This is a genomic window from Bradyrhizobium genosp. SA-4 str. CB756 (assembly GCF_000473125.1).
Taxonomy (GTDB): Bacteria; Pseudomonadota; Alphaproteobacteria; order Rhizobiales; family Xanthobacteraceae; genus Bradyrhizobium; species Bradyrhizobium arachidis.
In genome coordinates, this window is record NZ_KI421499.1 from 8,877,743 (window position 1) to 8,903,299 (window position 25,557).

Annotated in this window: 23 protein-coding genes; 12 read left to right on the plus strand and 11 right to left on the minus strand. The window is 65.6% G+C overall.

Annotation, left to right across the window (positions count from 1 at the left end):
- Window positions 1-21: 21 nt before the first annotated feature.
- Genes BRAGE_RS0142850 through BRAGE_RS0142865 form a run of 4 tightly spaced genes read left to right on the plus strand, consistent with a single transcriptional unit; the run spans window position 22 to window position 3,824 of the window.
- Entirely contained in the window at window positions 22-981 is a 960-nt protein-coding gene (locus BRAGE_RS0142850; protein WP_027562125.1) for an ABC transporter permease, read from the plus strand.
- Window positions 947-1,864, plus strand: a complete 918-nt coding sequence (locus BRAGE_RS0142855; protein WP_027562126.1) for an ABC transporter permease — start codon at window positions 947-949, stop codon at window positions 1,862-1,864. Before BRAGE_RS0142850 ends, BRAGE_RS0142855 begins: the two co-directional genes overlap by 35 nt.
- Window positions 1,864-2,859 (plus strand): ABC transporter ATP-binding protein, encoded by a 996-nt coding sequence (locus tag BRAGE_RS0142860; RefSeq protein WP_027562127.1) that lies wholly within the window; start codon window positions 1,864-1,866, stop codon window positions 2,857-2,859. The genes BRAGE_RS0142855 and BRAGE_RS0142860 overlap by 1 nt, the downstream gene beginning before the upstream one ends.
- Window positions 2,856-3,824 (plus strand): ABC transporter ATP-binding protein, encoded by a 969-nt coding sequence (locus BRAGE_RS0142865; protein ID WP_027562128.1) that lies wholly within the window; start codon window positions 2,856-2,858, stop codon window positions 3,822-3,824. Before BRAGE_RS0142860 ends, BRAGE_RS0142865 begins: the two co-directional genes overlap by 4 nt.
- Window positions 3,825-3,883: 59 nt before the next feature.
- On the opposite strand, the gene BRAGE_RS0142870 is transcribed toward BRAGE_RS0142865, so the two are convergent.
- Together BRAGE_RS0142870 and BRAGE_RS0142875 are read right to left on the minus strand one after the other, a co-directional pair.
- Window positions 3,884-4,531: an HAD family hydrolase gene (locus BRAGE_RS0142870; RefSeq protein WP_027562129.1), complete on the minus strand. Its 648-nt coding sequence runs from the start codon at window positions 4,529-4,531 to the stop codon at window positions 3,884-3,886.
- Window positions 4,532-4,588: 57 nt separating this feature from the next.
- A complete protein-coding gene (locus BRAGE_RS0142875) occupies window positions 4,589-5,620 on the minus strand; it encodes a helix-turn-helix domain-containing protein (RefSeq protein WP_027562130.1) in 1,032 nt (343 codons plus the stop codon).
- Window positions 5,621-5,931: 311 nt separating this feature from the next.
- On the opposite strand from BRAGE_RS0142875, the gene BRAGE_RS53940 reads away from it, so the two are divergent.
- Window positions 5,932-9,180: an autotransporter domain-containing protein gene (locus BRAGE_RS53940; RefSeq protein WP_159073948.1), complete on the plus strand. Its 3,249-nt coding sequence runs from the start codon at window positions 5,932-5,934 to the stop codon at window positions 9,178-9,180.
- Between the two features lie 13 nt (window positions 9,181-9,193).
- On the opposite strand, the gene BRAGE_RS0142885 is transcribed toward BRAGE_RS53940, so the two are convergent.
- Both BRAGE_RS0142885 and BRAGE_RS0142890 read right to left on the minus strand, forming a co-directional pair.
- Window positions 9,194-11,098, minus strand: coding sequence for a sensor domain-containing diguanylate cyclase (locus BRAGE_RS0142885; RefSeq protein WP_027562131.1), 1,905 nt, complete (start codon window positions 11,096-11,098; stop codon window positions 9,194-9,196).
- A 178-nt stretch (window positions 11,099-11,276) separates the two neighbouring features.
- Window positions 11,277-11,498 carry a dodecin gene (locus BRAGE_RS0142890; protein WP_027562132.1) on the minus strand — a complete coding sequence of 74 codons (222 nt, stop codon included), beginning with the start codon at window positions 11,496-11,498 and terminating at the stop codon, window positions 11,277-11,279.
- A 171-nt stretch (window positions 11,499-11,669) separates the two neighbouring features.
- Between BRAGE_RS0142890 and BRAGE_RS0142895 the strand changes: the two genes are divergently transcribed.
- From BRAGE_RS0142895 to BRAGE_RS0142905, 3 genes are all read left to right on the plus strand, one after another.
- Window positions 11,670-12,551 carry a DMT family transporter gene (locus BRAGE_RS0142895; RefSeq protein ID WP_027562133.1) on the plus strand — a complete coding sequence of 294 codons (882 nt, stop codon included), beginning with the start codon at window positions 11,670-11,672 and terminating at the stop codon, window positions 12,549-12,551.
- A 167-nt stretch (window positions 12,552-12,718) separates the two neighbouring features.
- Window positions 12,719-13,720, plus strand: a complete 1,002-nt coding sequence (locus BRAGE_RS0142900) for a glycoside hydrolase family 16 protein (RefSeq protein WP_027562134.1) — start codon at window positions 12,719-12,721, stop codon at window positions 13,718-13,720.
- 2 nt (window positions 13,721-13,722) lie between these two features.
- Window positions 13,723-15,189, plus strand: coding sequence for a GH1 family beta-glucosidase (locus tag BRAGE_RS0142905; RefSeq protein ID WP_027562135.1), 1,467 nt, complete (start codon window positions 13,723-13,725; stop codon window positions 15,187-15,189).
- A 3-nt stretch (window positions 15,190-15,192) separates the two neighbouring features.
- Here BRAGE_RS0142905 and BRAGE_RS57430 read toward each other — a convergent pair whose 3' ends face one another.
- From BRAGE_RS57430 to BRAGE_RS0142935, 6 genes are all read right to left on the minus strand, one after another.
- Complete coding sequence (locus tag BRAGE_RS57430) at window positions 15,193-15,381, minus strand: hypothetical protein (RefSeq protein WP_231164152.1); 189 nt, start codon at window positions 15,379-15,381, stop codon at window positions 15,193-15,195.
- Between the two features lie 441 nt (window positions 15,382-15,822).
- Window positions 15,823-16,380, minus strand: coding sequence for an HNH endonuclease (locus BRAGE_RS0142915; RefSeq protein ID WP_008543309.1), 558 nt, complete (start codon window positions 16,378-16,380; stop codon window positions 15,823-15,825).
- 205 nt (window positions 16,381-16,585) lie between these two features.
- The gene (locus BRAGE_RS0142920) at window positions 16,586-17,563 is read right to left on the minus strand and encodes a peptidyl-alpha-hydroxyglycine alpha-amidating lyase family protein (RefSeq protein ID WP_027562136.1); all 978 of its coding nucleotides are present in this window, start codon (window positions 17,561-17,563) and stop codon (window positions 16,586-16,588) included.
- A gap of 124 nt (window positions 17,564-17,687) precedes the next feature.
- Window positions 17,688-19,451 (minus strand): NAD(P)/FAD-dependent oxidoreductase, encoded by a 1,764-nt coding sequence (locus BRAGE_RS0142925; protein WP_027562137.1) that lies wholly within the window; start codon window positions 19,449-19,451, stop codon window positions 17,688-17,690.
- 78 nt (window positions 19,452-19,529) lie between these two features.
- Entirely contained in the window at window positions 19,530-20,615 is a 1,086-nt protein-coding gene (locus tag BRAGE_RS0142930) for a DUF2855 family protein (RefSeq protein WP_027562138.1), read from the minus strand.
- A gap of 93 nt (window positions 20,616-20,708) precedes the next feature.
- Complete coding sequence (locus tag BRAGE_RS0142935; protein ID WP_027562139.1) at window positions 20,709-21,356, minus strand: DNA-3-methyladenine glycosylase family protein; 648 nt, start codon at window positions 21,354-21,356, stop codon at window positions 20,709-20,711.
- 127 nt (window positions 21,357-21,483) lie between these two features.
- Here BRAGE_RS0142935 and gluQRS point away from each other — a divergent pair, with 127 nt between their 5' ends.
- Entirely contained in the window at window positions 21,484-22,350 is an 867-nt protein-coding gene (gluQRS, locus tag BRAGE_RS0142940; protein WP_027562140.1) for a tRNA glutamyl-Q(34) synthetase GluQRS, read from the plus strand.
- A gap of 103 nt (window positions 22,351-22,453) precedes the next feature.
- A complete protein-coding gene (locus tag BRAGE_RS0142945) occupies window positions 22,454-23,716 on the plus strand; it encodes an ATP-binding protein (protein ID WP_027562141.1) in 1,263 nt (420 codons plus the stop codon).
- Here the strand turns inward: BRAGE_RS0142945 and BRAGE_RS0142950 are convergent.
- Window positions 23,658-24,536, minus strand: a complete 879-nt coding sequence (locus BRAGE_RS0142950; RefSeq protein ID WP_027562142.1) for a YihY/virulence factor BrkB family protein — start codon at window positions 24,534-24,536, stop codon at window positions 23,658-23,660. The two genes, BRAGE_RS0142945 and BRAGE_RS0142950, sit on opposite strands and share 59 nt — an antisense overlap.
- A gap of 164 nt (window positions 24,537-24,700) precedes the next feature.
- Here BRAGE_RS0142950 and BRAGE_RS0142955 point away from each other — a divergent pair, with 164 nt between their 5' ends.
- Both BRAGE_RS0142955 and BRAGE_RS0142960 read left to right on the plus strand, forming a co-directional pair.
- Window positions 24,701-24,895: a twin transmembrane helix small protein gene (locus BRAGE_RS0142955; protein WP_018646527.1), complete on the plus strand. Its 195-nt coding sequence runs from the start codon at window positions 24,701-24,703 to the stop codon at window positions 24,893-24,895.
- Window positions 24,896-24,981: 86 nt separating this feature from the next.
- The gene (locus BRAGE_RS0142960) at window positions 24,982-25,554 is read left to right on the plus strand and encodes a cob(I)yrinic acid a,c-diamide adenosyltransferase (RefSeq protein WP_027562143.1); all 573 of its coding nucleotides are present in this window, start codon (window positions 24,982-24,984) and stop codon (window positions 25,552-25,554) included.
- The last annotated feature ends 3 nt before the right edge of the window (window positions 25,555-25,557 follow it).

Sequence of the window (25,557 nt, forward strand, 5' to 3'; positions counted from 1 at the left end):
GCTAGGCGGGGTCCTTCTTTCATGAGTCAGTATGTCCTGCGTCGCCTCCTGATCGCGATTCCGAGCCTGCTCGGAATCTCGGTCGTCCTGTTCGTGGTGCTGGCGCTGGCGCCGGGAGATCCCTTCTCGGAGCTGGCGACGAACCCGAACGTGCCGCCCGAAGTGCAGGCCGCGCTTCGGGCCAAGTTCGGCCTCGACGATCCGATCTACCTTCGTTACCTGAGCTGGCTCTCCGCCATGCTGCATGGCGACTGGGGTTTCTCCTTCGTCAGCCGGATGAACGTCGATCAGCTCATCCTCCAGCGCCTGCCGGCGACGCTCTACGTGATCGGCTCGGCGCAGATCTTGGCGCTGCTGATCGCGATCCCCGTCGGCGTCTACGCCGCGACCAAGCCCTATTCGCTGTTCGACCAGATCGCCAACACGCTCGCCTTCGTCGGCTTCTCGCTGCCGACCTTCTTCACCGGCATCCTGTTCATCCTGATCTTCTCGGTCACGCTGGACTGGCTGCCTTTCGTCTACACCACCGACATCAAGGCGACCGGCATCCACTGGGTGCTGGAGATGATCCGCCAGGCGATCATGCCGGTGGCGGTGCTCGGCCTGTTCCAGGCGGCATCGATGACGCGCTTCGTGCGCTCGGCGATGCTCGACGTCATCCGCCTCGACTACGTCACCACGGCGCGCGCCAAGGGCCTCGGCCAGACCAAGGTCATCGTCAAGCACGTGATGCGCAACGCCATGATCCCGGTCGTGACGCTGATCGCGTTGCAGATGCCGGCGGTGTTCGGCGGCGCCATCGTCACCGAGCAGATCTTCCGGATTCCCGGCATTGGCTCGCTGCTGATCTCCTCCATCCTTTCCAACGACACGCCGGTGGTGATGGCCGTCACCTTCGTCTTCGCGTGCCTCGTGGTGCTGTTCAACCTCATCGCGGACGTCCTGTATGGCTGGCTTGACCCTCGCATCTCCCTCCGCTGAGCGGGGCGTCTACTCGCCCTGGCGCGAGACGTGGCGGCGCTACAGCCGCCACAAGCTCGCCGTGGTCAGCGCCTTCCTGCTCCTCATCCTGATCCTGGCTGTCGTCGTCGGCCCCTTCATCTGGCGTATCAAGATCAACGAGATCGACATCGTGGCGGGTTTGCAGGGGCCCTCGCTCGCGCATCCCTTCGGCACCGACGATCTCGGCCAGGACATCCTCGCCCGCATGATCTATGGCGGGCGGATCTCGCTCGCGGTCGGGCTCGCCGCGATGCTGGTCTCGGTGGTCATCGGCACGCTGATCGGCGCGCTCGCCGGCATGTCCCGCGGTGCGCTCGGGCACGGGTTGATGTGGCTCACCGACCTGTTCCTGTCGCTGCCGCAGCTGCCCTTGCTGCTGCTGCTCATCTATCTCTTCCGCGACGGGCTGAAGTCGATGTTCGGTCCCGAGGGCGGTATCTTCATCCTGATCGTGCTCGTCATCGGCGGCCTGCGCTGGATGCCGGTCGCCCGCCTCGTGCGCGCGCAGTTCCTGTCGATCCGCGAGAAGGAGTTCGTGGAGGCGGCGCGCGCGCTCGGCGCGAGCCCGGTGCGGCAGGTGGTGCGACACATCCTGCCCAATGCGGTCGGGCCCGTGATCATCGCCGGCACGATCGACGTTGCGGCCGCCATCATCGCCGAATCGACGCTGTCCTTCCTTGGCCTCGGCTTCCCGCCGGACACCCCGACCTGGGGCCGGCTATTGTTCGACGCCAAGGATTTTCTCGACATCGGCCCGCACTGGGCGCTGTTTCCGGGCGGCGCGATCTTCATCGCCGTGGTCGCCATCAACTTCATCGGCGACGGTCTGCGTGACGCGCTCGATGCGCGACGGGTGATCTGATGGCGCCGCTGCTCGAAATCAAAGGGCTCAAAACTCATTTCTCCACCGACGACGGCATCCTCCAGGCCGTCGACGGCGTCGACATCTCGATCAACCGCGGCGAGACCCTCTGCGTCGTCGGCGAGTCCGGCTGCGGCAAGACCGTGACCGCGATGTCGATCCTGAAGCTGATCGCGATGCCGCCGGGCCGTATCGCGGCGGGCCAGATCATCTTCGAGGGCCGCGACCTGGTGCCGCTGACGAGCAGCCAGCTCGACGAGATCCGCGCCAAGGAGATCGGCTTCATCTTCCAGGAGCCGATGACCTCGCTCAACCCGGTGCTCACCATCGGCGAGCAGATCGCCGAGAGCCTGCGCCGCCATGAGGCGGTGACCAAGAAGCAGGCGCTCGAGCGCACCATCGAGATGCTGAAGCTGGTGCAGATCCCGAACGCCGAAGGCCGCGTGCACAACTATCCGCACCAGTTCTCCGGCGGCATGCGTCAGCGCGTGATGATCGCGATGGCGCTCGCCTGCAAGCCGAAGCTGATCATCGCCGACGAGCCCACCACCGCGCTCGACGTCACCATCCAGGCGCAGATCCTCGATCTGCTTCAGGACATGAAGGAGCGTTTCGGCATGGCGGTGATGCTGATCACCCATGCCATGGGCGTCGTCGCCGAGACCGCGCAGCGCGTTGTCGTGATGTATGCCGGCAAGGTGGTGGAGGAGGCTCCCGTCGATGATCTCTTCGCCGATCCCCGCCATCCCTATACGCAAGGCCTGATCCGCTCGATCCCGCGCATCGATCTCGACAGCGAGCACAAGACGCGGCTCGAGGCGATCGGCGGCTCGGTGCCGATCCTGATCAATCCGCCGGTCGGCTGCCGCTTTGCGCCGCGCTGCAAGTTTGCCATGAACGTCTGCATCGAGAGAGAGCCGCTGCTCCGCGAGGTCGCGCCCGGCCACCGCATGGCCTGTCATCTTGGGGATACACAGTTGGGAGGCGCGGCATGAGCGAGCCCTTGCTGCGCGTCAGCGGCCTGAAGAAACACTTCCCCGTGCTCGGCGGCCTGCTGTCGCGCCAGGTCGGCACCGTCTACGCGGTCGACGGCGTGTCGTTCTCGGTCAATCGCGGCGAGACGCTGGGGCTCGTCGGCGAATCCGGCTGCGGCAAGTCGACGACGGGACGCTGCGTGCTGCGCCTGATCGAGCCGACCGACGGCGAGGTCACTTTCGACGGCCAGGACGTGCGCCAGCTCGGCGGCAGCGATCTGCGCGCGATGCGGCGGAATATGCAGCTGGTGTTCCAGGACCCGTTCGCCTCGCTCAATCCGCGCATGACGGTCGGCGCCATCCTCGGCGAGGCCTTCACCATCCACAATCTCGCATCCTCCGCCAAGGAGCGCGAGGAGCGCGTCGCGGCCCTGCTCGTGAAGGTCGGCCTCAAGGCCGAGCACATGCGCCGCTATCCGCACGAATTCTCCGGCGGCCAGCGCCAGCGCATCGTGATTGCGCGCGCGCTCGCGGTCGAGCCGAAGCTGATCGTCTGCGACGAGCCGGTCTCCGCGCTCGACGTCTCGATCCAGGCCCAGGTCATCAACCTCTTGGAGGACCTCCAGGCCGAGCTGAACCTGACCTATCTCTTCGTCGCGCACGACTTGTCAGTGGTCGAGCACATCTCCGACCGGGTCGCGGTGATGTATCTCGGCCGCATCGTCGAGCTGGCGAAAGCCAGCGACCTCTACCGCCATCCGCAGCATCCCTACACCAGGGCGCTGTTGTCGGCGGTGCCGGTGCCCGATCCAAAGCTCAAGCGCGAGCGCATCCGCCTCAAGGGCGACGTGCCGAGCCCGATGAAGCCGCCGTCAGGCTGTCACTTCCACACCCGCTGCCCGATCGCCCAGCCGCGCTGCGCCGAAAGCGCGCCCGAGCTGAAGGAAGGGGCGGGCGGGCATTTCGTGGCGTGTCATCTTGCGTAGTGCGATGAACCCGTAGGGTGGCGCCAACGCGTACGCGCCCTTGCTCACCCTACGCAGATTCATCCATGAAGCAGGCCATATTCCGAAAGGAGCTGCCTGAACGCCTCCACCGACGTGTGATGATGCGCGAACAGGCCTGCCTCGCGCGCGCCGGCGACATTGGCCGGGAGATCGTCGACGAACAAGACTGCCTCCGGCTCCAGTTTGAGCTCCGACAGGCAGAGGCGATAGCAGCGCGGGTCCGGCTTCGCTGCGCCGAATTGGGCCGAGGTGTAGATCCGGGAGCCGAACAGCGGGCGCAATTCCGGCAGCAGCGTGTCGATATGGTCGGCGACCAGCGTGGTGTTGTTGGTCAGGACGGCAATGTCGGCGGTGTCGCGCAGACGGCGGACAATCTCCAGCATCGCGTGGTCGGCCTGCATCGAACGGCGCCGCGCCTCCACCCACTCCTCGAGCGACAGCGGATAGCCCATGCGTTCGCCGAAGCCTCGCAGATAATCCGTCGCATCGAGCGCGCCGGAGTCGCCGAGCGCCTCGAAGCCGCTGTCCCAGATCGCCTCGTGAACCGATTCGCTGCTGGTCCCCGCAAGCGCCGCAAGACATGCGACGCGCTTTGTCCTGTCGTAGTCGCAGAGGACATTGTCCATGTCGAACAGGACAAGCTTGATAACGTCAGCCACGGCAACACTCTCGGGTTGGCCGAGCATCCGGCCGTGATCGCTGTCATATCCCGACTACGCACAGGGGACAAATCCGGGCCGTCTCTACGGCTCCGAGCTGCTGCGCCGGGCCAGTTGGTGCAGCACCGTGTCGATGGCCGGGATCGCTCCGGTCTCGCGCAGCCATGTATCGGCCTGCTCCCTCAGTTCACCCGGCGTCAGGCCGAATTTGCGGCGGAATGCGCGGATGAAGGTGGAGTCGCTGCTGAAGCGCATGCCGACGGCTAGGTCGATCAGCCGGGTGTCCTCCGCGGACGGCGATATCAGCTGGCGGAAAGCGAGATTGAGCCGCTGCTCCCTCACGTAATGCGCAAGCCCGCCATCGGCCTCGAACAGCCGGTAGAGGGTCGCGCGTGAGATCTGGAAGTGGCGGCAAAGCTCGCCCGCGGTCAGCACGTCGGTCTCGAGATTGTCCGCGATGCGGCGCTTGATCACCGAAAGATAAAGATGCCGCTCGGCCCGTTCGACGCCTGCCGCGATGTCGGCCGCACCGCCGGCGGCCGCGGCAACGATGTCGGCGATCGCCTCGATCGTGGCCTCGGCGCTGCCGGCCTCGGGATCGGGCGGGAGTGCAAGCGCCGCGTAATGGCTGGCGAGCAGGCGTGCATGAGGATGGTTTGACGGCAACAAGGTTGCCGTGGCCGAATCCGGATGTGCGAGCCGCGGCGCCAGCATCGCGCGTTGCAGGATGATCGTCATCATGCGGGTCCGGCCGCCGCTGCCGCGAAGTACCGTTCGGTTGGGTTGCGCCATGTCGATCAGAACGATGTCGCCGGGCCGCAGCGTCACTTCGCGCCGGCCGGAGCCGAACTGCATCTCGCCTTCAACGCACAGGGTGATCTGAAAGTGATCCATCGCGCCGCGGGCGACGTGCGCGGGCGTCCGGTCGTATTCCTGGTCGCTCGCACGCGTATCGATCAGCAACGCGTTGCGGGTCATCATCGTCGCGGTGGTGACATGGAAATCGTCTTCCGCGGTGAGCGGAATGACGTCGCAGATGTCGGCCGTCATCGCACGCAACTGCTTCAGCGCGCTCGCCCCGCGCCCGGGGATGTCCGCCAGCATACTCTCGTTCACGTCCGTCCCGCCTGCATCATCCCACGACGAGGCAGGACCGCATAAATTCGATATTCGAAGACCGGCGGCACACCAACATCGCCCGCGATGTAGCCATTCGGAAATCGGTGCGCAAGCGACGTTGGCAAGGCCGCGCGACGGATTTGGCACAGGTCGTGCGGAATCCGCACCGATTTTATCGCCCTGAGACGTAGGGCACATCACGCCTCGGGCAGGCCTGCTAGGAGGTCCGTTCGCCGATTGAATGCCGGCGCCGCCACGCGGGGGCTGCGCCGTCCGGAATGGGGTGCCGCGTGCGGTTGGAAGTGGGAATGAAGGGCGTCGGTTGTTCGCAAGCGCGCCGGCGCAGACGAAGGCGCACCGGGCAAGCGCGCGCCTGGCGGGTGCTCGCAGTCGTGGTCCTGCCGTATCTCGGCGCGACCTCGGCGAGCCGGGCGCAGATCGACAATTACGGGATCTGGACCGCAATCAACAGCGCGCCCGGGCAGGTGCTTGAGTTCGACACCCTGACCAACGCTCCGATCGGATCGGCCATTGCGACCGGCTTATATCCCCAGAACGCCGTGTTCTCGCCCGATGGCCGTTTCGCTTATGTTGTCACATACGGAAGCAGCGAAGTCGCTGTCATCGACGTCGTCAGCCGGAATGTTGTCGCGACCATTCCCGTCGGTGGGGGCGCCACTGCGTTGGCCCTCAGCGCGGATGGCTCGAGCCTTTACGTGGCGTTCACCACAGGCAGTTCGGTCTCCGTCACCTCGACCGCGACCAATCACGTGGTCGGCTCCCCCATTGCGGTAGTTACGGATCCCCATGGGATTGCGGTCTCGCCGGACGGGACTCGAATCTATGTCGCCAATGCAGGCTCCAACAGCGTCTCGATCATCGATGCCGCGTCGAAAGCTGTGATAGGCACAATCGCGGTCGGACTATCGCCGTACGGCATTACCCCGTCACCCGACGGCAGCAGGATTTACGTGGCCAATCAATCCGGCAGTTCCGTTTCGGTGATCGACACGGGATCGCAATCGGTCGTCGCGACCGTTCCGGTCACCGGATTCCCGTTGAGCGTTGCGGTAAGCCCCGATGGTTCAAGGATCTATGTGACCACCCAGTCCAATCAGCTCGTGGTTATCAATGCGACGACGAACTCCGTGATCGCAACTGTGGCTTTGTCAAGCCCAAGTATCGGGGTGACCGTAACCCCCGACGGCAGCCGCGCATACATTACGACCGGGCTTGGGTTCTATGTGCTGGATACCGCGACCAACACGATTGTCACCTCGGCATCCATTCCCATTGTGGACAACGGCAATGTCGGTACCGCCTTTCTTGGCCCGAACGTCATCGTCGCGGCGGGTGGGGCACTCTCGGTGGCCAGCGATGCGGCGCTCTCGGCGCTGGGCTTCGGGCAATACATCAATTTCAATGGCGGTACGCTGCAATTCACTGGTGCTTTCAACAGCGCGCGGACGATCTCCCTGCTGGCCGGCGGCGGCACGATCGATACCAACGGCTTCAATGCGACATTGTCGGGCCAGATCATCAATACGGGATCGTTGACAAAGACCGGGCTGGGCACGCTGACGCTGACGGGCGCCAACACCTATACCGGCGGCACCATCATCAACGGCGGCACGCTCGCCCTGAGCGGCGCCGGCACGCTGGGCGACGTCGGCGGATCGACGACCGTCAACAGCGGCGCCACGCTGGACCTGGGCGGCACGACGCAAACCCAGAGCGCGGTCGGCCTCAATGGCGGTACGATCCGGAACGGCAACCTGAACGCACCCATCATCTCCACCGGCGGCATCCTCAACGGCGTCGGCGGCACTGCGAGCCTGACGACGACGGCCGGCCTCACCATGCTGCTCGGCACCAACGGTTATAGTGGTGCGACCACCGTGAACGGCGGCGTACTCGACGTCGAGGGAACGATCACCGGCACCTCGGCGGTGACGGTGAATTCCGGCGGCGTGCTGATGGGGGCTGGCACCATTGATCCGCTGACGGTGACGATTGCTGGCGGCGGCACATTCGCGCCGGGCAACGGCGCGCCGGGCAGTTCCACCGGCATTGTCGGCAACCTCGCCCTGCAATCGGGCGCGCTCTATCAGGTCCAGGTCAATCCGTCGACGGCGTCTCATGCGACGGTCACGGGGAGCGCGACGCTCGGCGGTGCCACCGTGAACGCGGTGTTCGCGGCCGGCAGCTACATCGAGAAGAGGTACACGATCCTCAGCGCGAGCGGCGGCATTTCCGGCACCTTCGCTTCGACGGTTGCCAATGGCAATCTGCCGGCGAACTTCAGGACCGATCTCGGCTATGACGCAAACAACGTCTATCTCAATCTGTCGCTTGCCTTCGTCCCGCCGCCGAACTCCGGCCTGAACGGCAACCAGCAGGCGGTGGCGAATGCGCTGGTCAATTCCTTCAACGTCAACGGCGGCATCCCGCTGGTCTATGGCGGTATGACGGCGACGGGCCTGACGCTAGCTTCCGGCGAGTCGGGAACGTCCTCGCAGCAGACCACGTTCAGCGCCATGGGCCAGTTCGTGGGCCTGCTCACCGATCCCCTCGCGCAGCGAGGTGGCGAGCCGAGTTCGGCGAATGGCGCGGCCGGCTTTGCCGAGGAGGATCAGGTGAGCGCCTACGCCGCACGCAGGCGCACCGATGCATTTGCGATGGTCACCAAGGCTCCGCAGACGTTCGCGCCGCGCTGGAGTGTGTGGGCTGCGGGCTTTGGCGGTTCGCAGTCGACGGATGGCAACGCGGTGACCGGCTCGAACGATATGACGAGCCGTATCGCCGGAACTGCGGTCGGTGCCGACTACCGGCTTTCGCCGAGCACGCTGCTCGGCTTCGCGCTCGCCGGCGGTGGCACCAGCTTCGGCGTGAACGGTCTCGGCTCCGGCCGCTCCGACCTGTTCCAGGCCGGCGCCTATCTGCGCCATGCGAACGGCCCGGTCTACCTCTCCGCCGCGCTGGCCTATGGCTGGCAGGACATCACCACCGATCGTACGGTGACGATCTCCGGAGCCGATCGTTTGCGCGCCGAGTTCAATGCCAATGCCTGGTCCGGCCGTGTCGAAGGTGGCTATCGCTACGTCGCGCCGTGGATTGGCGGCATCGGTATCACACCCTATGGTGCGGCGCAGTTCACGACGTTCGATCTGCCGGCCTATGCCGAGCAGGTCGTCTCCGGCTCGTCGGCGTTCGCACTGGGTTACGCTGCGAAGAGCGTCACCGACACCCGCAGTGAGTTCGGTTTCCGTACCGACAAATCTCTCGCCGTGCAGGGCGGCGTGCTGAGCCTCCGTGGCCGGCTTGCGTGGGCACACGATTTCAATCCGGATCGCGCGGTCGCCGCAACGTTCCAGGCGCTGCCGGGCGCAAGCTTCGTCGTCAACGGTGCGGCGCAAGCGCGAGAGTCCGCGCTCACCACCGCTTCCATGGAGATGAACTGGCTGAGCGGCTGGTCGGCGGCGGCGAGTTTCGAGGGCGAGTTCTCGAACGTCACGCGCAGCTATGCGGGCAAGGGCAGCGTCCGCTACGCTTGGTGAGCGGTCGATCCCGTCACGCGCTCTTCGCGGGCCAGGGCACGACCTTGCCCGTCATCACCAGCCGGTCACGGCCATTGTCCTTGGCGGCGTAGAGCGCGCGGTCGGCGGCCGCGACCAGCGCGCTACAGTCCATCGCGGTCTGGGCGGGCAAGCTCGTCGCGGCGCCGATGCTCGCGGTCACCAGCCGCGACGGCGGATTCTGCGCATGCAGAATGGCGAGATCGTGCAGCGCCTGGCGAATCCCCTCACCGACCTCGGCGCAGCCGTCCGGGCCGGTGTTCGGCAACAGCAGGGCGAATTCCTCGCCGCCGTAGCGCGCCGCGAGGTCGGCCGGGCGCCTCGCGTAGGCCGACAGAATCCGGCTCAGCGACCGCAGGCATCCGTCGCCCGCCAGATGTCCGTAATGGTCGTTGAACTTCTTGAAATGGTCGACATCGACCAGCAGGAGCGACAGCTGCGTGCCGTCGCGCCGGGCGCGCGCCCACTCCTCGGCGAGGCGTTCGTCGAACGCGCGCCGGTTGGCGAGGCCGGTGAGGCCGTCGGTTGTTGCCAGCGAGGCGAGCTTGTCCTGTAGATCCTTCTGCTCGGTGATGTCGCGCACCACCGCGACGACGCCGTCGATCTCTCCGCTATCCGACGCCAGGGTGACGTGCAGCGCCGCCTCGGCCCAGATCTCGCCCTTGTCGCGATGACGCTGGCGGTAGACGAACCGGGCCTCCTCGGCCTCGCCGCTCTTCAGTGCGGCGATGGCCTGCTCGACCCGTTCCATGTCGTCTGCGTGAATGCCGGCGAGCGATGAGGTGTCCAGCAGTTCCTCGGCGGACCAGCCGGTGATGCGCACGCACGCCGGCGAGACATAGAGCAGCCGGTTGTCCAGGCCGATCCGGGTCACCATGTCGCTCGATTGCTCGGCCAACAGTCGGAAATTCGCTTCCTTGGCGATCAGGGCCTGGGCCATGCGCTGCCGCTGCAGGAGCTGACGCACCAGGTAGACGCCGATCATCGCGATCAGCAGGACGAGGCCGAGGACGAAGGTCATGCGCGTGGCGGCCGCGCGCCACCAGGGCGCCAGCACGTCGTCCTGCGACTTGCTCGCCAGCACCATCAGGGGATAGCGGCTGCTGCGCTGGTAGTAGCTCAGCCGCTGCACGCCATCGAGCGGTGACTTGAAATAGTAGACGGCCGCGGCGGGACGGTTTTCCCAATCCCTGAACAAGGGAGTATTGGACAGGTCGCGTCCGACGTAGGCGCCGCTCTCGTCGCGGCTGCGCGCCAGCATGATGCCGCTATTGTTCAGCAGCGACGCCGAGCCGTTCGGCCCGAAGTCGAACCGCTCGTAGAACTTCATGAAATAGGCGACGTCGATCGTGAGCAGGGCGACGCCGGCGAAGCTGCCGTCGGGATGGTCGATCCGCCGCGAGGCCGTGATAATCCACTGGCCGCCGGCGCGGCTCTTGATCGGCCGCCCGAGCAGCGTGCCCTTGGCCAGGGAGTCGCGGTGCTGCCGGAAGTAGTCGCGGTCACTGTTGTTGAACCTGGAGAGATCGACATGCTCGGTCGTGGCGAGCCAGCGGCCGGTCTCGTCATAGACGAAGATGCCGCGGATGCGGTCCGATGATTTGCGGGTCGGCAGGTAGGTCTGGAGCTTTGTGATCGTGTCGGGGCCGGTTCCGTCGAGCTCGAGCCGGTGCACCAGCCCGACCAGGATCGTATCGGCGAGCTCGAAGGTATCGTCGGCATGCTGGATCAGCGAGTGCGCCAGATTGGCAACATCGATCTCGGCGTTCCTGAGCTCGGCATCGCGCGCCTCCCATTCGCGCCAGGCGCTCAAGCCGAGGATCGCCGCGCAGATCAGCACGACGAAGCCCGCCGCCCAGAGCGGAAGTCGCGTCTTGCCGAGTTCGCGGCTGGTGACCATCAGGTTTGCTCCAAATCGGCGCAAACCTCTCACCTTGGCCTTAACGGCCTGTTGCAACATCCATGATTGTGGGGAGCCGTATTCGACCGGAGACAATCTCCGACATTGCGACGGGTTGTGGTCGAACGATGTTAACCAAGCCGTCGCCGCGCAATGGCTCCGCCTCGTATCCGCTGCCTCATCCCTCCAGCGTGAAGCCGACGCGCAGCGTCACCTGATAATGACGCACGGTGCCGTTCTCGATGTGGCCGCGCGTCTGCACCACCTCGAACCATTTCATCTCGCGAACGGTCTTGGCGGCGCGGCTGACCGCGTTCTTGATCGCATCCTCGATCGAGGTCTCGGACGATCCGACCAGTTCCAGGATCTTGTAGACGTGATCCGTCTCGGCTGTGGGCATGGCGGTCTCCCCTTGTGTGGCGGATGGGCCGGTCCTCGCGGACAGTCGGGCTGTCGTGAGGCGTATGGCCTCTACCTGAACGGACACCGGCGCTTGCGGTTCCTTGCTCCGTGATGGCCCGCATGCGCCAGCGGCATTGGAGTGCCGGCGATCGCCTGCTAAGCGCTGTCCATGGATTCGACGCGGCGTGACAGGACAATCGGCTCTCTCTGCCTCTGCGTGACGGCGTTCGGCTGGGCGCTGAACTGGCCGCTGATGAAGCTGCTGCTCCAGCAATGGCCGCCGCTGTTCGCGCGCGGGCTTGCCGGTGTCTGCGCCTCGCTCATTCTCGGTACCCTGGTGCTGAGCCGGAAGGAATCCTTCGCGGTGCCGCGTGAGGCGATTCCGCGGCTGCTGTTTGCGACCCTCACCAATGTGTTTGCCTGGATGGGACTCGGCACGGTCGCGATGAAATACGTGACCGTGAGCGAGGGTGCGCTGCTCGCCTACACCATGCCGATCTGGGCGATGCTGTTCGCCTGGCCGGTGCTGCACACCCGGCCGACCCTGCGGGATGTTTTCGGGCTGGTCCTCGGTGTCGCCGGTGTCGCGTTGCTCTTGAGCGGCAACGGCTTTGCGTTCGGCGCCGACAAGCTGCTCGGCATTGCGCTCGCGCTGCTCTGCGCCATCCTGTTCGCGCTCGGCAACGTGCTCAACCGCAAGCCGTGGCCGATGCCGCCGCTGGTCGTCGTCGCCTGGCAGGTCGGGCTCGGCTGCGCCACGATGCTGATCCTTGGCATCCTGTTCGAGCATCCCAACGTCACCGCGATCACGCCGCGGGGCCTCGGCTGCTTCATCTACATGACGCTGGTGCCGATGGGCGTCTGCTACGTCACCTGGTTCGAGACGCTGCGCCGCCTGCCGCCGACCTCCGCCTCGACCGGGATGCTGATTGTTCCCGTCATCGGGGTAGTCTCCGCGGCGATCATTCTTGGCGAGCCGCTGGGCCTGCGCGAATGGATGGCGATGGCGCTGACGCTTGGCGGCGTGACGCTCGCCTTGCAGCGCGCGTAGCGGCGTCATTCGCGGCCGGTAGGTCGAAACCGTCGCGAAGCCAGCAGTCGGGCCGCGACCTCGATATTCCTTTCAAAAACGCCCGTCGGTGCAGGATCGCCAGCTTGCCCGTTTCAATGCGGGCGGGTTAATTTCTGCGCCTTTCCTGGCCTGTTCGATGTGCGGTGATGATCGACCGTTGGACGAGGGGCGCTCTGATTGCGATCGGTCTCTGTGGCATGCCTGCGCCAGGCATCGCGCAAGACGATCTCGATGTCGCGCCGGACAGCCTGTCGCTGCAAGTGACGACCGATCCTTCCATGATCGAATGCCGCCGGCTGGAGGCGGTCAATCCGGCCTCGCTCGCGTTCCTGCCGCTGCGCCGCACCTTCAACGACGATTTCGATCAGCATCCGCTCGCGAGCGGGCGCTGGGTACCGCATTACGCCGGCGGCGCGGCATGGCCTGAGGCACGTTATTGGGGCGGCGACGGCTCCGACTTCAAGCGCAAGACCAGCGCCAATGGCGAGCAGCAGATCTATGTCGATCCGCGCTACGCGGGGCGCGCCGCAACGCCGCTCGGGCTTGACCCGTTCAAGGTCAAGGACGGCGTGCTGTCGATCGTCGCCAGCCGCACGCCGCCGGAATTGAAGCCGGTGCTGTTCAACAACGAGTACATCTCGGGGATACTCACCACGCAGGGCAAGTTCGCGCAGAAGCACGGCTATTTCGAGATCCGCGCCAAGCTGCCGGTCGGCCATGCGGTGTGGCCGGCATTCTGGATGCTGGCGGACGACGGCGGCTGGCCGCCGGAGGTCGACGTGCTGGAAGGCCGCGGCGAGCGCCCTGGCGATCTCGTCATGACCACGCATTGGCGGATTCCCTCGACCCAGAAGATCCAGTCCTGCGGCTTCGACTTCGCGGTTGGCGATGCCTCCAGCGCGTTTCATAATTACGGCGTGCTGTGGGAGGAGGACCGGCTGATCTATTTCATCGACCGCAAGCCGGTCTCCGACATCAAGGTGCCGATCGGCTTCGACGATCCCATGTACATGATCGTCAATCTCGCGATCGGATCGAAATTCTTTCTCGGCGTCGGTCCCGTCGACGCGGAATCGCCCCCGAGCGTGGCCTTCGAGATCGACCGGATCTCGGTCTATCAGATCGACATGGCGCAGGCGCGGAGATAGGGATGCTCGCAAAATTCTCGCGGCGCGGTTTTGCAAAGCTCGCCGGCCTCGCCGCGCTCGGCGCTGCGGCGGGTGCCAGGGGCGCGGAGAACGATGCGCCGGCGGTGGACCGTCACGCGCCGGCACCGTTCCCGAAGGAGTTTCTGTGGGGCACGGCGACCTCGTCCTACCAGATCGAGGGCGCGGTCAACGAGGACGGCCGCGGCAAGTCGATCTGGGATATCTTCAGCCATACGCCCGGCAAGATCGAGGACGGCTCGACCGGCGACCGCGCCAACGAGCATTATCATCGCTACAAGGAGGACGTCGCGCTGATCAAGGCGCTCGGCGTCAAGGCCTACCGTTTCTCGATCGCCTGGCCACGGGTGTTTCCCGAAGGCACGGGCCAGCCCAATCCCAAGGGGCTCGACTTCTACAACCGTCTCGTCGACGAGCTGCTCGCGAACGGCATCACACCCTACGCCACGCTCTATCACTGGGACCTGCCGCAGGCGCTCCAGGATCGTGTCGGCGGCTGGCAGTCGAGTGACACCTCGAAAGCCTTTGCCGATTACGCCGCCTATGTTGCGGCGCGCCTGACCGATCGCGTGAAGACCGTCTTCACCGTCAACGAGGTCGGGCGCTTCGTGAATTTCGGCTATGGCTGGGGCATCGACGCGCCCGGCCTCAAGCTGCCGACCGCGCAGCTCAACCAGGCGCGCCATCACGTCGCGCTGGGGCACGGGCTCGCGGTGCAGGCGATCCGCGCCTCCGGGCGTGCCGGCACCCGCGTCGGCGCGGCCGAGAACATCGCCGCCTGCGTGCCGGCGATCGCGACGCCGGACAACATCCGCGCCGCCGAGATCGCGACGCGCGAGCTCAATGCCGGCTTCCTCGGCGTGGTGCTGGAGGGCAAGTACACCGACGGCCTTCTCGCCTATGCCGGCGCGGATGCGCCAAAGTTCACGCCTGACGAATTGAAGATCATCGGCACGCCGAACGATTTCGTCGGCCTCAACATCTACGCGCCGCAGTTCTACGTCACCGCGTCCGAGCGCGCGTCGGGCTTCCACGTGCTGCCGTTCCCGACCTCGTTCCCGCACATGAACTCGGAATGGCTGCGCATCGGCCCCGAGGTGATCTATTGGGCGCCGCGCCTCGCCGCAAAGGTCTGGAACATCGAGAACATCTACATCAGCGAGAACGGCACCTCGTCGGAGGACAAGATCGCCGCCGACGGCCAGGTCTACGACCTCGACCGCATCATGTTCCTGCGCAACTACCTGACCCAGATGCAGCGCGCCATCAGCGAGGGCGTGCCGATCCGCGGCTATTTCCTGTGGAGCCTGATGGACAATTTCGAGTGGATCTTCGGCTACGGCAAGCGCTTCGGCGTCTATCGCGTCGACTTCGAGACGCAGGCGAGGGTGCCGAAGCTGAGCGCGGCGTTCTATCGGGATGTCGTGGCGCGGAATGCGATCGGGGTGTGAGCATCAATGGGCGGTCTTGGGCAAATCATACGGCCGCTTGCGCCGCGGATGCTCGCGTTCAAGCCGTGAAATTTCCTCCGGAGATGTGGCAATCAGCTTTAGCTGCAGCCGCGAAAGAAAAAAGGTTCCGCAAGGACCCGACTCACCGTCGACCCGTCCATGGTAGACCGCTTTTCCGTCGATCTTCACCACGTCGGCGGCTGGAGAAGTTCCGATCGTAAGCAGTGCGCCGGGTATCCACGGCTGCCCTGTGGGACACGTCCCATCGCACCATCCATGGTGCGCAATCACCGCCTTTCAGTCGCGCCTGCTCCGAGACAACTCGCCCCTTAGAATTTTAACGTCTTCGAATGTCAGGAGCTCGACGGGGGCCTGAACTTCAGAGCCGCCAAGGGAGCTGACCCCTGTAAGTCGACCGCTGAAAACTATCGGGCTCAGATTTGCGAGCGCTGCGCGTGCCTCAAGATCCTCGATCTTCCTTGCCGGATCGGCGCTGGCGTCGATCGACTCGAAAAAGCTCGGGAAGGCAGAAGGGCAATCCAAAGCACGGGCCGCAGCAGGCCATCCGATTCCGAGGACTGCGAAGAAAACAACCGATCGGGAGCCGCGAAGAGAACCGAACCGCATCCGACCCTACGGATCCAGCTCCGTATCCCAGTAGAGATAATCCAGCCAGCTGTCGTGCAGATAGTTCGGCGGAAACAGGCGGCCGTTGCGGTGGAGCTGGTGCACGGTCGGCGCGAATGCGCTCTGGCGCGGAAACATCTTGGCCTGCGCCGGCGTGAGATTGCCCTTGCGCAGGTTACAGGGCGAGCACGCCGCGACCACGTTCTCCCAGGTGGTCTGGCCGCCTTTGCTGCGCGGGATGATGTGATCGAAGGTGAGGTCTTCGGGCGAGCCGCAATATTGGCAGGCGAAACGATCGCGCAGGAAGACGTTGAAACGGGTGAAGGCGGGATGGGTGGTCGGCTTGACGAAGGACTTGAGCGAGACGACGCTGGGCAGCTGCATTTCCAGCGTGGGACTTCGAACCGCCTGATCGTAATGCGCGACGATGTTGACGCGGTCGAGGAACACCGCCTTGATCGCGTCCTGCCACGACCACAGAGACAGTGGGTAGTAACTCAGCGGCCGGAAGTCCGCGTTCAGGACCAGCACCGGCCAACTGCCTTGCGAGACATGTGCGTTCAAGTAACGCTCCCGGCCTCCAATGTACGCTGCGAAGCAGCATGTACTGACATACTACATGCAGCGTGACGGGATTGTGAAGCCCGTTGAGCGACTTATTCAGGCGCAAGCAATGCGGCGGCGGGGTGGCGAAGCGCTCAAAAACGCCGTGATTCGGGGAGCGATCATGCGGGGCGGCCCGGAACCGCCGCTGCGGGTCGCCGATGCCTCATTCCCGCACCCGCTCCAGCTTCTGCAGGCAGCGCGTGGCGCGCACCGCGGCCGGCATCTCCTCGTCGGGAAAGCTGGTTTTCCAGTTGGTGACGCCGACTTCGCCGACATAGATGTCGCCCCTCGAATCCAGCGCGATGCCGTGCGGGGCCAGGAATTTTCCGCTGGCAACGCCCGGGCCTTGCTCGCCGCCGAGGCGCGCGATGCGCTTGCCCTGCGCGTCGACGATCGACAGCCGCGGGCCGAGATTGGGCACATTGCGGTTGATGTCGAGGCCGGGGCCGAGCTCGCCGATGACGAAGGTCGGGCTCTTGGCCCCGCCGCAGCAGCACAGCGCGCAGGGCCGGTGCAAATTGTTCCACTGCGTCTCGTACTTGCCCTCGCCGTTGAACACCTGCACGCGGTGGTTCTCGCGGTCGGCGACATAGACCCAGCCGTCGGCATCGGTCGCGATGTTGTGCACGATGTTGAACTGGCCGGGATCGGTGCCCGGCCCGCCCCAGCTCTTGATCAGCTTGCCGTCAGGGGTGAATTTGTGCACGCGCGCATTGCCATAGCCGTCGGAGACGTAGATCTCGCCTTTCGGTGACAGCGCAGTGTGGGTGCAGCGGTGGAACGGCTCGCCGCTCATGAACGGCGCCGGCTTTGCGGGAATGCCGATCGTCAGCAGCACCTTGCCCTCGGTGGTGCATTTGCGCACGGTGTGGTCGCCATCGTCGGTGCAGTAGAGATTGTCGTCGGCGTCGATGTGCAGGCCGTGCGCGCGCGAGAACAGGCCTTCGCCAAAACTTCGGAGGAAATTGCCTTCGCGGTCGAGCACCACCATCGGATGGACGCCGCGGTTGAAGACGTAGACGCGGTCCTTGCTGTCGACCGCGACCGAAGCGACGTCGGTGAGCTGCCAGCCGTCCGGCAGCTTTGCGAAATTGTCGACGACGCGGTAGCGGTGCTCGCCGGTGCCGAGAATGGCTGGCATTGATCTCTCCTCTTGTCATTCCGGGGCACGCGAAGCGTGAACCCGAAATCCATCGGGCCGCCCGTCCCGGAGTTTCCATGGATGCCGGGCTCGCGCTGCACGCGCCCGGGAATGACGAGTGTGGTTACGTCGGCTCCAAAATCCCTTCCTCGATCGCCTTGATCTGGAGCGCGAGATATTTCGAGTTGATGCGGCACTGCGCAAGGCTGCCGGCGATGAACCACAGGCCGGGCTGCTTGGTGCGCGCATACATGTTGCGCAATTCGAAGCCGTCGCCAAAGCCCCAGACCGGGCCGACGCGGTCGGCGATGGCATCGCCGAACAGTTTCCGCACGAGGTACTCCTGCGGCCTGTAGCCGGTCGAGAGCACGATGAGATCGGCCGCAACAGTCGTGCCGTCCTTCATCTGTGCGCCTGTGGCCGTAAAGCCTTCGATGTCGGAGAACTGCTTCAGCTTGATCGCGCCCTCGACGATCAGGTTGGAGCAGCCGACGTTGAAATAATAGCCGCCGCCGCGGGTGAGGTATTTGAACTGCCAGCCGGTGCCGGCCTCGCCGAAGTCGAGCTTGAAGCCGACGCGGGCAAGGCCGTCGAGCAGCTCCTTGTCGAGCTGCTTCGATTGCTCGGTCAGCATTACATGGGTCTTCTTCGCGAGCGGCGTCGGCATCGAGGCCGCGATGAGGTCGTTGTCCTCGAGCGTGCCTTCATTGTAGGTCGCGTAGGCGAGCTGTGCCGAGGGCTCGATATTGGTGACGAGTGTGGGCGAGCGCTGCACCAGCGTCACCTCGGCGCCGCTGGAATGAAGATCCTGCGCGATGTCGTGGCCGCTGTTGCCGGTGCCGACGACGATGGCGCGCTTGCCGGTCCAGTTCTCGCCGTCCTCGTAGCGGCTGGAATGCAGCAGCGCGCCCTTGAAATTATCGAGGGTCGGAATGTCAGGAATGTTGGCGATGCCGCTGACGCCGGTCGCCATGATCACATGGCGCGGATGCATGGTGCGCTGGCTGCCGTCGGCGCGGCGCAGCGTCACCGTCCAGTGTCCCTCCGCCTCGTCGTAGTCACCGCCCTCGAATTCGGTGCCGGTCCAGAAATTCAGCTCCATCGCATCGACATAGGCTTCGAACCAGTTGGCGAGCTTGTCCTTGGGGATATAGACCGGCCAGTTCGGCGGGAACGGCATGTAGGGGAGGTGATTGACCTGCACCTGATTGTGCAGTGTGAGCGCGTGATAGCGCTTGCGCCAATTGTCGCCGATGCGCGCCCCGCGATCGACGATCAGCGTGTCGATCTTCAGCTGCTTCAGCCGTGCCGCGATCGCGAGCCCGGCCTGGCCGCCGCCGACCACCAGCACGGTCGGATCGCGATCTGCATAGTCGCGCGAGGCGTTGCGCTGGTCGAGCCAGTTCGGTCCGCGAAAATCGCGCGAATAGGCCTGCCCGCGCGGCCGCGAGGTGCCGAGCTGTTCCTCGAAGCCTTTGAGCTCGTCGAGCGCGGTGAGCAGCGTCCACGCCTTCAGCCGGTCGCCGTCGGTGGTATCGGGCACGAGCCGTACGATGCCGTTGCCGCGGCCGAGCATGGTCTCGAAATTGAAGATGGCTTCGATGTTGTTGGTGCCGGCACGCATCACCCAGCGCGGAGGTGCGCGGTTCGGCGCGATTTTGAAGCTGGTGGGGGCCGCCTTGGGCGCGAGCACGGTCAGAGATTGCGCAACTGCATCGCGGCCGGTGATCGTCTGCAGGTTCCAGCTCAGTGCCAGCACGTCGCGCCAGAAACACTCGGCAACGAACAGGCGGTCGAGCGCTTCGCGGTCAGGCTTTCGCAGCGTGCGCTCGAATTCATCGAGCCAGGCCTGCGCGGCGACGGAAATATCCTGCGTCCTGTCCAGCATGCGCGACCTCATGGCCGTCTTCGCGGCGTTTCCTCGGAGATCGAACGCTATACTGGATCAGCCCATGCCAAAAGCGATTTACCCGAGCAGCGAGAGCATGTGGCCCTGCTCAGGCGGAATGCGCCCTTTCAGCGTGTCGAGATAGACCTGCCGCACGGCGTTCGGGCCGCGGCTCTCGATCACGGTCAGGCGCTGGTCGAGCGTCGGTGCGAAGCCCGCCCAGGCCCGGCCAAAACGCTGCTCGATGCCGCCCGGGCCCCAGTCCTTGGCGCGTTTGCGGATCGTCTCGGGCGCAGAGAACCAGCGCGGCTTGGCGCCGGGCAGGGCGGCTTCGTCGGCGTCGGTGGCGCGATGCGTCAAGCCGACGCGCATCGAGCATTTCATCTGGTCCCCAAAATGCCGGTGCAGTTCGGCGCGCAGCGCGCTGTTGCCGGCCATGTCGATGAAGGCGACCGGTGTGTCCGATGGCAGCGACGTCACGCGATCATACGTGACGACCTCGTCGTAGCAGCCGAGCGAGGTGACGAAAGCGGTGTTGCCTGACGAGGTCAGCCCGATCACCTTGCGGCCTCGCGCATGCAGGAGATGGCCGAGCCCGAACGCGGTCTTGCTCGATGCGCTCGAGAGCAGCACGGTGCGCGCGCCGAAATCGTCGTTCTCGGCGAGAAAATCGTCGACCAGGAACGACAGCATGAACAGCGGCCGCAGCAGCGCCTGGTAGTCGCCCTGCCGTCCGGCATAGGCGGGATCGCCGCTGACGCGCGCATAGGCGTTGTAGACGGGCGCTACGTTCTGCCGGTGCGCGGCACCGTCGCGCAGGCCCCGCTTGCTGACGTCGGCAGCTTCGATGACGAGATGCGTCGCCATCGGGAAATAGCCGAACAGGCGCTCGCCGACCGGCACGTTCGGATGCCTCGAGGCGATCACATCGCCAAAGCCCCACACCGGAATATTGCCAAAACCCTTTGGCGCGGGAAACAGCTCCCAGTATTTCACGGTGTCGCCGAGCACGGCATAGGTGATGTTGTTGGCGGTGAAGGCGAAGCGGTCGACCTTCACCAGCAGCGCATCCGGCGGCAACGCGTCGGCTGCGGGAAGCATCGTTGAGATCGTCTTGCAGGTTTCGAAATCGTCGCGCGCGACGATGAAGTCGGTGGCTGTCATCATGTCGATCCCGGCTTGTCCGTGCCGGCATCTCAATCGGTCACGCGCGCGAGCTTTGCAACAGCAACATAGTTTTAAACGCTGTTCGGCTGCTCATGCCGACAGCACACCTTCGCGCTTCTTCACTGCGCGGTAATAGCTCCACCACAGATGCGCCGCCGCGCCGCGCAGGGGGCGCCAGGGTTCGGCGAGCGGCGCCATCTGCTTTTCGGTTGGCCGCGCCTTCAGGCCGAGGCCAATCTTGATGCCTTCCTGCACGGCGAGATCGCCGGCCGGCCAGGCATCGCCATGGCCGAGGCAAAACAGGAGATAGACGTCGGCGGTCCACGGCCCGATGCCGGGCAGCGAGATCAGCGTGTGATGCGCGGCGTCCGCGTCTTCCTCCGCGAGCACGTCGAGGTTCAGCCGCTGCGCATTGATCTCGCGCGCCAGGTGCTTCAGCGTTTTGATCTTGGCTGCGGAGAGGCCGAGCCGCCCGAGCCGGTCGGTGCGGGCGCGGCGCACGGCGTCATGGTCGAACGGATCGAACGCGGCCGACAGCCGTCCCCAGATCGCCGCGGCGCTCGCGGTCGAAAGCTGCTGCCCGCAGACGATGTGGGCCAGCCCCGTAAAGCCCGGCTCGCGCCGCCGTAGCGCCGGCATGCCCGCGATCTCGAACACGGGCTTGAGGCGCGAATCGCGCTTGACCAGCGCGTGGACGGCCTCTTCGAGATCGGACTGGCTTTCGAGGTGGATGGTCATCGCAGTTCGGCAAGCTCTTTCCGGCGTCATGGCCGGGCTTGACCCGGCCATCCATCTCCTATCGTAACAGAGTCATGGAGGATGGATTGCCAGGTCAAGCCCGGCAATGACGAATAGCTGAGAACTCATGCCACCCGTTTTCCGATTTGCCCCCAGCCCCAACGGCCTGCTGCATCTCGGCCACGCCTATTCGGCGCTGCTGAACTTTGACCGCGCGCGCGAGGCCGGCGGGCGGTTGCTGCTGCGGATCGAGGACATCGATGCGACGCGCTGCCGGCCGGAGTTCGAGGCGGCGATCTACGAGGACCTCGCCTGGCTCGGGATAGCCTGGGAGATGCCGGTCCGCCGGCAGTCGGAGCATCTCGCGGAGTATCGCACCGCGCTGGAAGAGCTCTCCGCGGTCGGGCTGGTCTATCCCGCCTTCGAAAGCCGCGCCGAGATCGCCAGGCTCGTCACCGCGCGCGAGGCCGACGGGCCGTGGCCGCGCGATCCCGATGGTGCGCCGCTTTATCCCGGTCACGCCAAATCGCTGACTGACGACGAGCGGGCGCGGCTGATTGCGTCAGGTGCGCCCTATGCGCTGCGGCTGGACATGGCGGCCGCCTGCGGCGTTGCCGGCCTGAGCTGGAACGAGCTCGGCGAGGGACCCGGCGGCGAGCGCGGCACCGTCCCGGCGCGGCCGGAGACCTGGGGCGACGTCATCCTGGCCCGCAAGGAGACCCCGACCAGCTACCACCTGTCCGTGGTCGTCGACGACGCCCTCCAGGGCGTCAGCGAGGTGGTGCGTGGCCAGGACCTGTTTCATGCCACCTCGGTGCACCGCCTGCTCCAGGCCCTGCTCGGTCTGCCGCAACCGGCCTATCGCCACCACGGCCTGATTCGCGATGGCGAGGGGCGGAAGCTGTCGAAGTCAGACCGCTCGACCGGCCTGCGCGAGTTGCGCGCAGCCGGCATGACACCCGCCGGTATCCGCCAGCTGGTGGGATTAGGTTAAGTTTCTCTGGGGTTTAGCCAAACGCCGCCGTGACTCCAGGTGTTCCGCCGTGCCATTCTTGCCGCGAGCCCGGGGTTCGAAGGATGTTCTTCGAAGGGGAGTTATGGCGGCGAAAACGCGCCCAGCGCGCACCACGCGGATGTCCAGGCGACCGCCTCGGAAGCAGTCCGGGACGGCCGGCCGGTTGCGTCAGCGCAGCACCAAGGCGGACGCGCCGGACGTGGTCCAGGCCGCGCTCGCTGCCTTTGCTCATGAGGTCCGCACCCCCCTGACCGGCATTCTCGCGATCAGCGACCTGCTCGCGACCTCCGATCTCGGCGAGCGGGAGCGGCGCTGGGCCGACACCATCAAGGCCGGCGCCGAGCATCTGGCGAGCCTCGCCACGCTGTTCGTGGACGCTGCCAGAACAGGGACGGGCGGCAACACGCTGCGCCAGGACCTGTTCGACCTCAGGACGCTCGCCCGCAGCGCCGGCGATTCGCTGGCTGGCCGTGCCGCGGCCAAGGGCCTCCAGGCTGAGGTCGAGATCTCCGGAAAGCTGCCGGGCCTCGTGGTCGGCGACTCGGTCCGGCTGCGCGCCGCGCTGGAGAACCTGATCGACAATGCCGTCAAATTCACCGAGCATGGCGGTGTGGCGCTCGCGGTGGCGCCCTGGCGCCCCGCCAAGGGCAGGAAGAGCGACAAGGCGAAGGGGAGGGTCGGGGTCGCCTTCTCGGTCTCCGACAGCGGCATCGGCCTCACCATGGCCGAGATCAAGCGGCTGTTCCGCCCGTTCACCCAGGCGAACGTCACCATCGCCTCGCGCTTCGGCGGCGCCGGGCTCGGCCTGTCCTCGGTGAAGCAACTGGCGCGCGCGATGGGCGGCGACATCACCGTCGCGCCGCGCCGCGGCGGCGGCGCCACCTTCACGTTGACCGTGTCGCTGGAGGCGGCGGGGCCGGCAAGGTCCCGCAGATCGAAGAACGGCAGTGAAGCGGATGCAATGGCTGCGCTGCGCGTGCTCAGCGTCGAGGACAATCCGTTCGGCCGCGTCGTGCTCAACACCATCCTGACCGAGCTCGGCCATCATGCCGAGTTCGTCGGGCGCGGCGAGGACGCGGTCGACCGGCTGGCGCAGGGCGCGTTTGATGCGGTGCTGATGGACATGGTGCTGCCGGGCATTGACGGCATCGAGGCCATCAGGCGGATCCGCACCATGCCGGCGCCGCTGGCCCAGATCCCCATCATCGGCGTGTCCGGCCGCGGCGAGGACGAGGTGGCCTCGCGCGAGGCCGGCGCCGACGCCTTCCTGGTCAAGCCCGTGTCGCCTAGGGCTTTAGCGACTGCGCTGCTTGAAGCGAGACGCCGTGAGGAAGCCGCGACTTGATGATCGCGGCGTTGAGCTCGCCTCCGTAAACGAAGATCGCGGCGATGAAATACAAGAACACCAGGGCGATGATCACCGAGGCGAGCCCCGCATACATCGTTACGTAGTTGTTGGCGAAGCGCGCCAGGTACTGGCCGAACACGACGCCCGAGATTAGCGACGCCACCATCGTGAACACGATGCCGGGCAGGATCTGGAAGAAGCTGCGCCGTCCCGCCGGCAGCCAGGCGTGCAGGATGAACAGTGCTACCACCAGCGCGGCGATGGTGATGCCGTAGCGCAGCCAGGTGAGGATGCTTTCGTTGGATTCGACGAACAGCGGAATGTGGCGCCGCGCCGCCTCGATGAGCAGCGGGCCGAGCACGATCAGGAACGCCATGGCGAGCGCGGTGAAGGCGGCGACCAGCGTATAGCCGATCGATTCCAGACGCAGCCAGTACCAGCGCCGCATCTCCACCACGGCATAGGCGCGATTGAGCGCGACCCGCAACGCCTCGACGCCATTGGAGGCGAAGTAGACCGACAGCGCCGCGCCGATGGTCAGCACGCCGGAGCGGGTCGTGGTCAGCACGTCGTGCACCTCGCCCGAGATCGAATCGGAGACCTGCTTGGGCCAGACCTGCAGCATCAGGCTGGCGGCCTGGTCGGCAAGTTCCTTGGAGCCGAAGAACCCGGCGAGCGATGTCAGCACGATCAGGAACGGGAACAGCGCCATCAGCGTCGACAGCGCGATGTGGCTCGCGATCGCCCAGCCATCGTCGGCCAGGAACGTGTAGAAGGCGTCCTCCACGACGTTGTAGATGGTACGGATTGCCTTCACTGTGTGCCCTGTACTGCTCCCTCGTCCCGCCCTCGGGGGGAGGCGAAGACGGCCGACGACGGACGCAAATCGGAAATCATGCCGTTAGCTTCTGACATTCTCGGCCTGAAAGCCAGATCGCCAACGCCATGGCGGACCGCCGCACACGGTGTTATCACCCCCTAATGGCATCTATCCTGAGTACTTTCATCCTGCCGATCGCGGTCGGCGCCGTGGCGCTGGTACTGCTGCTCGGCCTCGTCAACATGATGCGCGGCGGCTCGCCCAACACCTCGCAGAAGCTGATGCGCTGGCGCGTGCTGCTTCAGTTCGTGGCGATCGTCATCGCGATGGCCGCGGTCTGGGCGATGGGGCGATAGGACATGATCCGGACCCGAAGGGCCGCGTTAGCGCAAAGTGTGAAGCGGTTTTTCGACAAGATCATGCCCTAAAACAAGAGGTCCATATGGTCGTATTGAACCGCATCTATACGAAGACCGGTGACGACGGCACGACAGCGCTCGGCTCGGGCGAGCGCCGTCCGAAATATGATCTGCGTATCGCGGCCTATGGCACGGTCGACGAGACCAATGCCGCAATCGGCGTGGTGCGGTTGCACACCCGTGACATGCCCGAGTTCGACGCGATGCTCGGCCGCATCCAGAACGATCTGTTCGATCTCGGCGCCGATCTCGCAGTGCCCGAGCGGGAAGGCAAAGCGGAGCGGCTGCGGGTTGTCGCGAGCCAGGTCGAGCGGCTCGAGCGCGACATCGACGCACTCAACGACAAGCTCGCGCCGCTGACGTCCTTTGTGCTGCCGGGCGGCACGCCGGCCGCGGCCTACCTCCACGTCGCCCGCACGATATGCCGCAGGGCGGAACGCGTAATCGTGGAACTGGCGGCGCAGCCCGGCGAGCCCGTTGGTAGCGCTGGCATCCAGTATATGAACCGCCTGTCGGACTTCCTGTTCGTGGCCAGCCGCGCCGCTAACCATAACGGCTCCGGCGATGTGCTCTGGGTTCCTGGCCAGAACCGCTGACCC

What these genes read in the sequence shown, in the direction of transcription:
- BRAGE_RS0142850 (WP_027562125.1), top strand. Translation starts at nt 22, where the DNA reads ATGAGTCAGTATGTCCTGCGTCGCCTCCTGATCGCGATTCCGAGCCTG.
- BRAGE_RS0142890 (WP_027562132.1), bottom strand. Translation starts at nt 11,498, where the DNA reads ATGCCCACAGCCGAGACGGATCACGTCTACAAGATCCTGGAACTGGTC.
- BRAGE_RS53940 (WP_159073948.1), top strand. Translation starts at nt 5,932, where the DNA reads ATGAAGGGCGTCGGTTGTTCGCAAGCGCGCCGGCGCAGACGAAGGCGC.
- BRAGE_RS0142935 (WP_027562139.1), bottom strand. Translation starts at nt 21,356, where the DNA reads ATGACCATCCACCTCGAAAGCCAGTCCGATCTCGAAGAGGCCGTCCAC.
- BRAGE_RS0142925 (WP_027562137.1), bottom strand. Translation starts at nt 19,451, where the DNA reads ATGCTGGACAGGACGCAGGATATTTCCGTCGCCGCGCAGGCCTGGCTC.
- BRAGE_RS0142860 (WP_027562127.1), top strand. Translation starts at nt 1,864, where the DNA reads ATGGCGCCGCTGCTCGAAATCAAAGGGCTCAAAACTCATTTCTCCACC.
- BRAGE_RS0142920 (WP_027562136.1), bottom strand. Translation starts at nt 17,563, where the DNA reads ATGCCAGCCATTCTCGGCACCGGCGAGCACCGCTACCGCGTCGTCGAC.
- BRAGE_RS0142955 (WP_018646527.1), top strand. Translation starts at nt 24,701, where the DNA reads ATGGCATCTATCCTGAGTACTTTCATCCTGCCGATCGCGGTCGGCGCC.
- BRAGE_RS0142930 (WP_027562138.1), bottom strand. Translation starts at nt 20,615, where the DNA reads ATGACAGCCACCGACTTCATCGTCGCGCGCGACGATTTCGAAACCTGC.
- BRAGE_RS0142865 (WP_027562128.1), top strand. Translation starts at nt 2,856, where the DNA reads ATGAGCGAGCCCTTGCTGCGCGTCAGCGGCCTGAAGAAACACTTCCCC.
- BRAGE_RS0142960 (WP_027562143.1), top strand. Translation starts at nt 24,982, where the DNA reads ATGGTCGTATTGAACCGCATCTATACGAAGACCGGTGACGACGGCACG.
- BRAGE_RS0142945 (WP_027562141.1), top strand. Translation starts at nt 22,454, where the DNA reads ATGGCGGCGAAAACGCGCCCAGCGCGCACCACGCGGATGTCCAGGCGA.
- gluQRS (WP_027562140.1), top strand. Translation starts at nt 21,484, where the DNA reads ATGCCACCCGTTTTCCGATTTGCCCCCAGCCCCAACGGCCTGCTGCAT.
- BRAGE_RS0142900 (WP_027562134.1), top strand. Translation starts at nt 12,719, where the DNA reads ATGATCGACCGTTGGACGAGGGGCGCTCTGATTGCGATCGGTCTCTGT.
- BRAGE_RS0142895 (WP_027562133.1), top strand. Translation starts at nt 11,670, where the DNA reads ATGGATTCGACGCGGCGTGACAGGACAATCGGCTCTCTCTGCCTCTGC.
- BRAGE_RS0142870 (WP_027562129.1), bottom strand. Translation starts at nt 4,531, where the DNA reads ATGCTCGGCCAACCCGAGAGTGTTGCCGTGGCTGACGTTATCAAGCTT.
- BRAGE_RS0142855 (WP_027562126.1), top strand. Translation starts at nt 947, where the DNA reads ATGGCTGGCTTGACCCTCGCATCTCCCTCCGCTGAGCGGGGCGTCTAC.
- BRAGE_RS0142905 (WP_027562135.1), top strand. Translation starts at nt 13,723, where the DNA reads ATGCTCGCAAAATTCTCGCGGCGCGGTTTTGCAAAGCTCGCCGGCCTC.
- BRAGE_RS0142885 (WP_027562131.1), bottom strand. Translation starts at nt 11,098, where the DNA reads ATGGTCACCAGCCGCGAACTCGGCAAGACGCGACTTCCGCTCTGGGCG.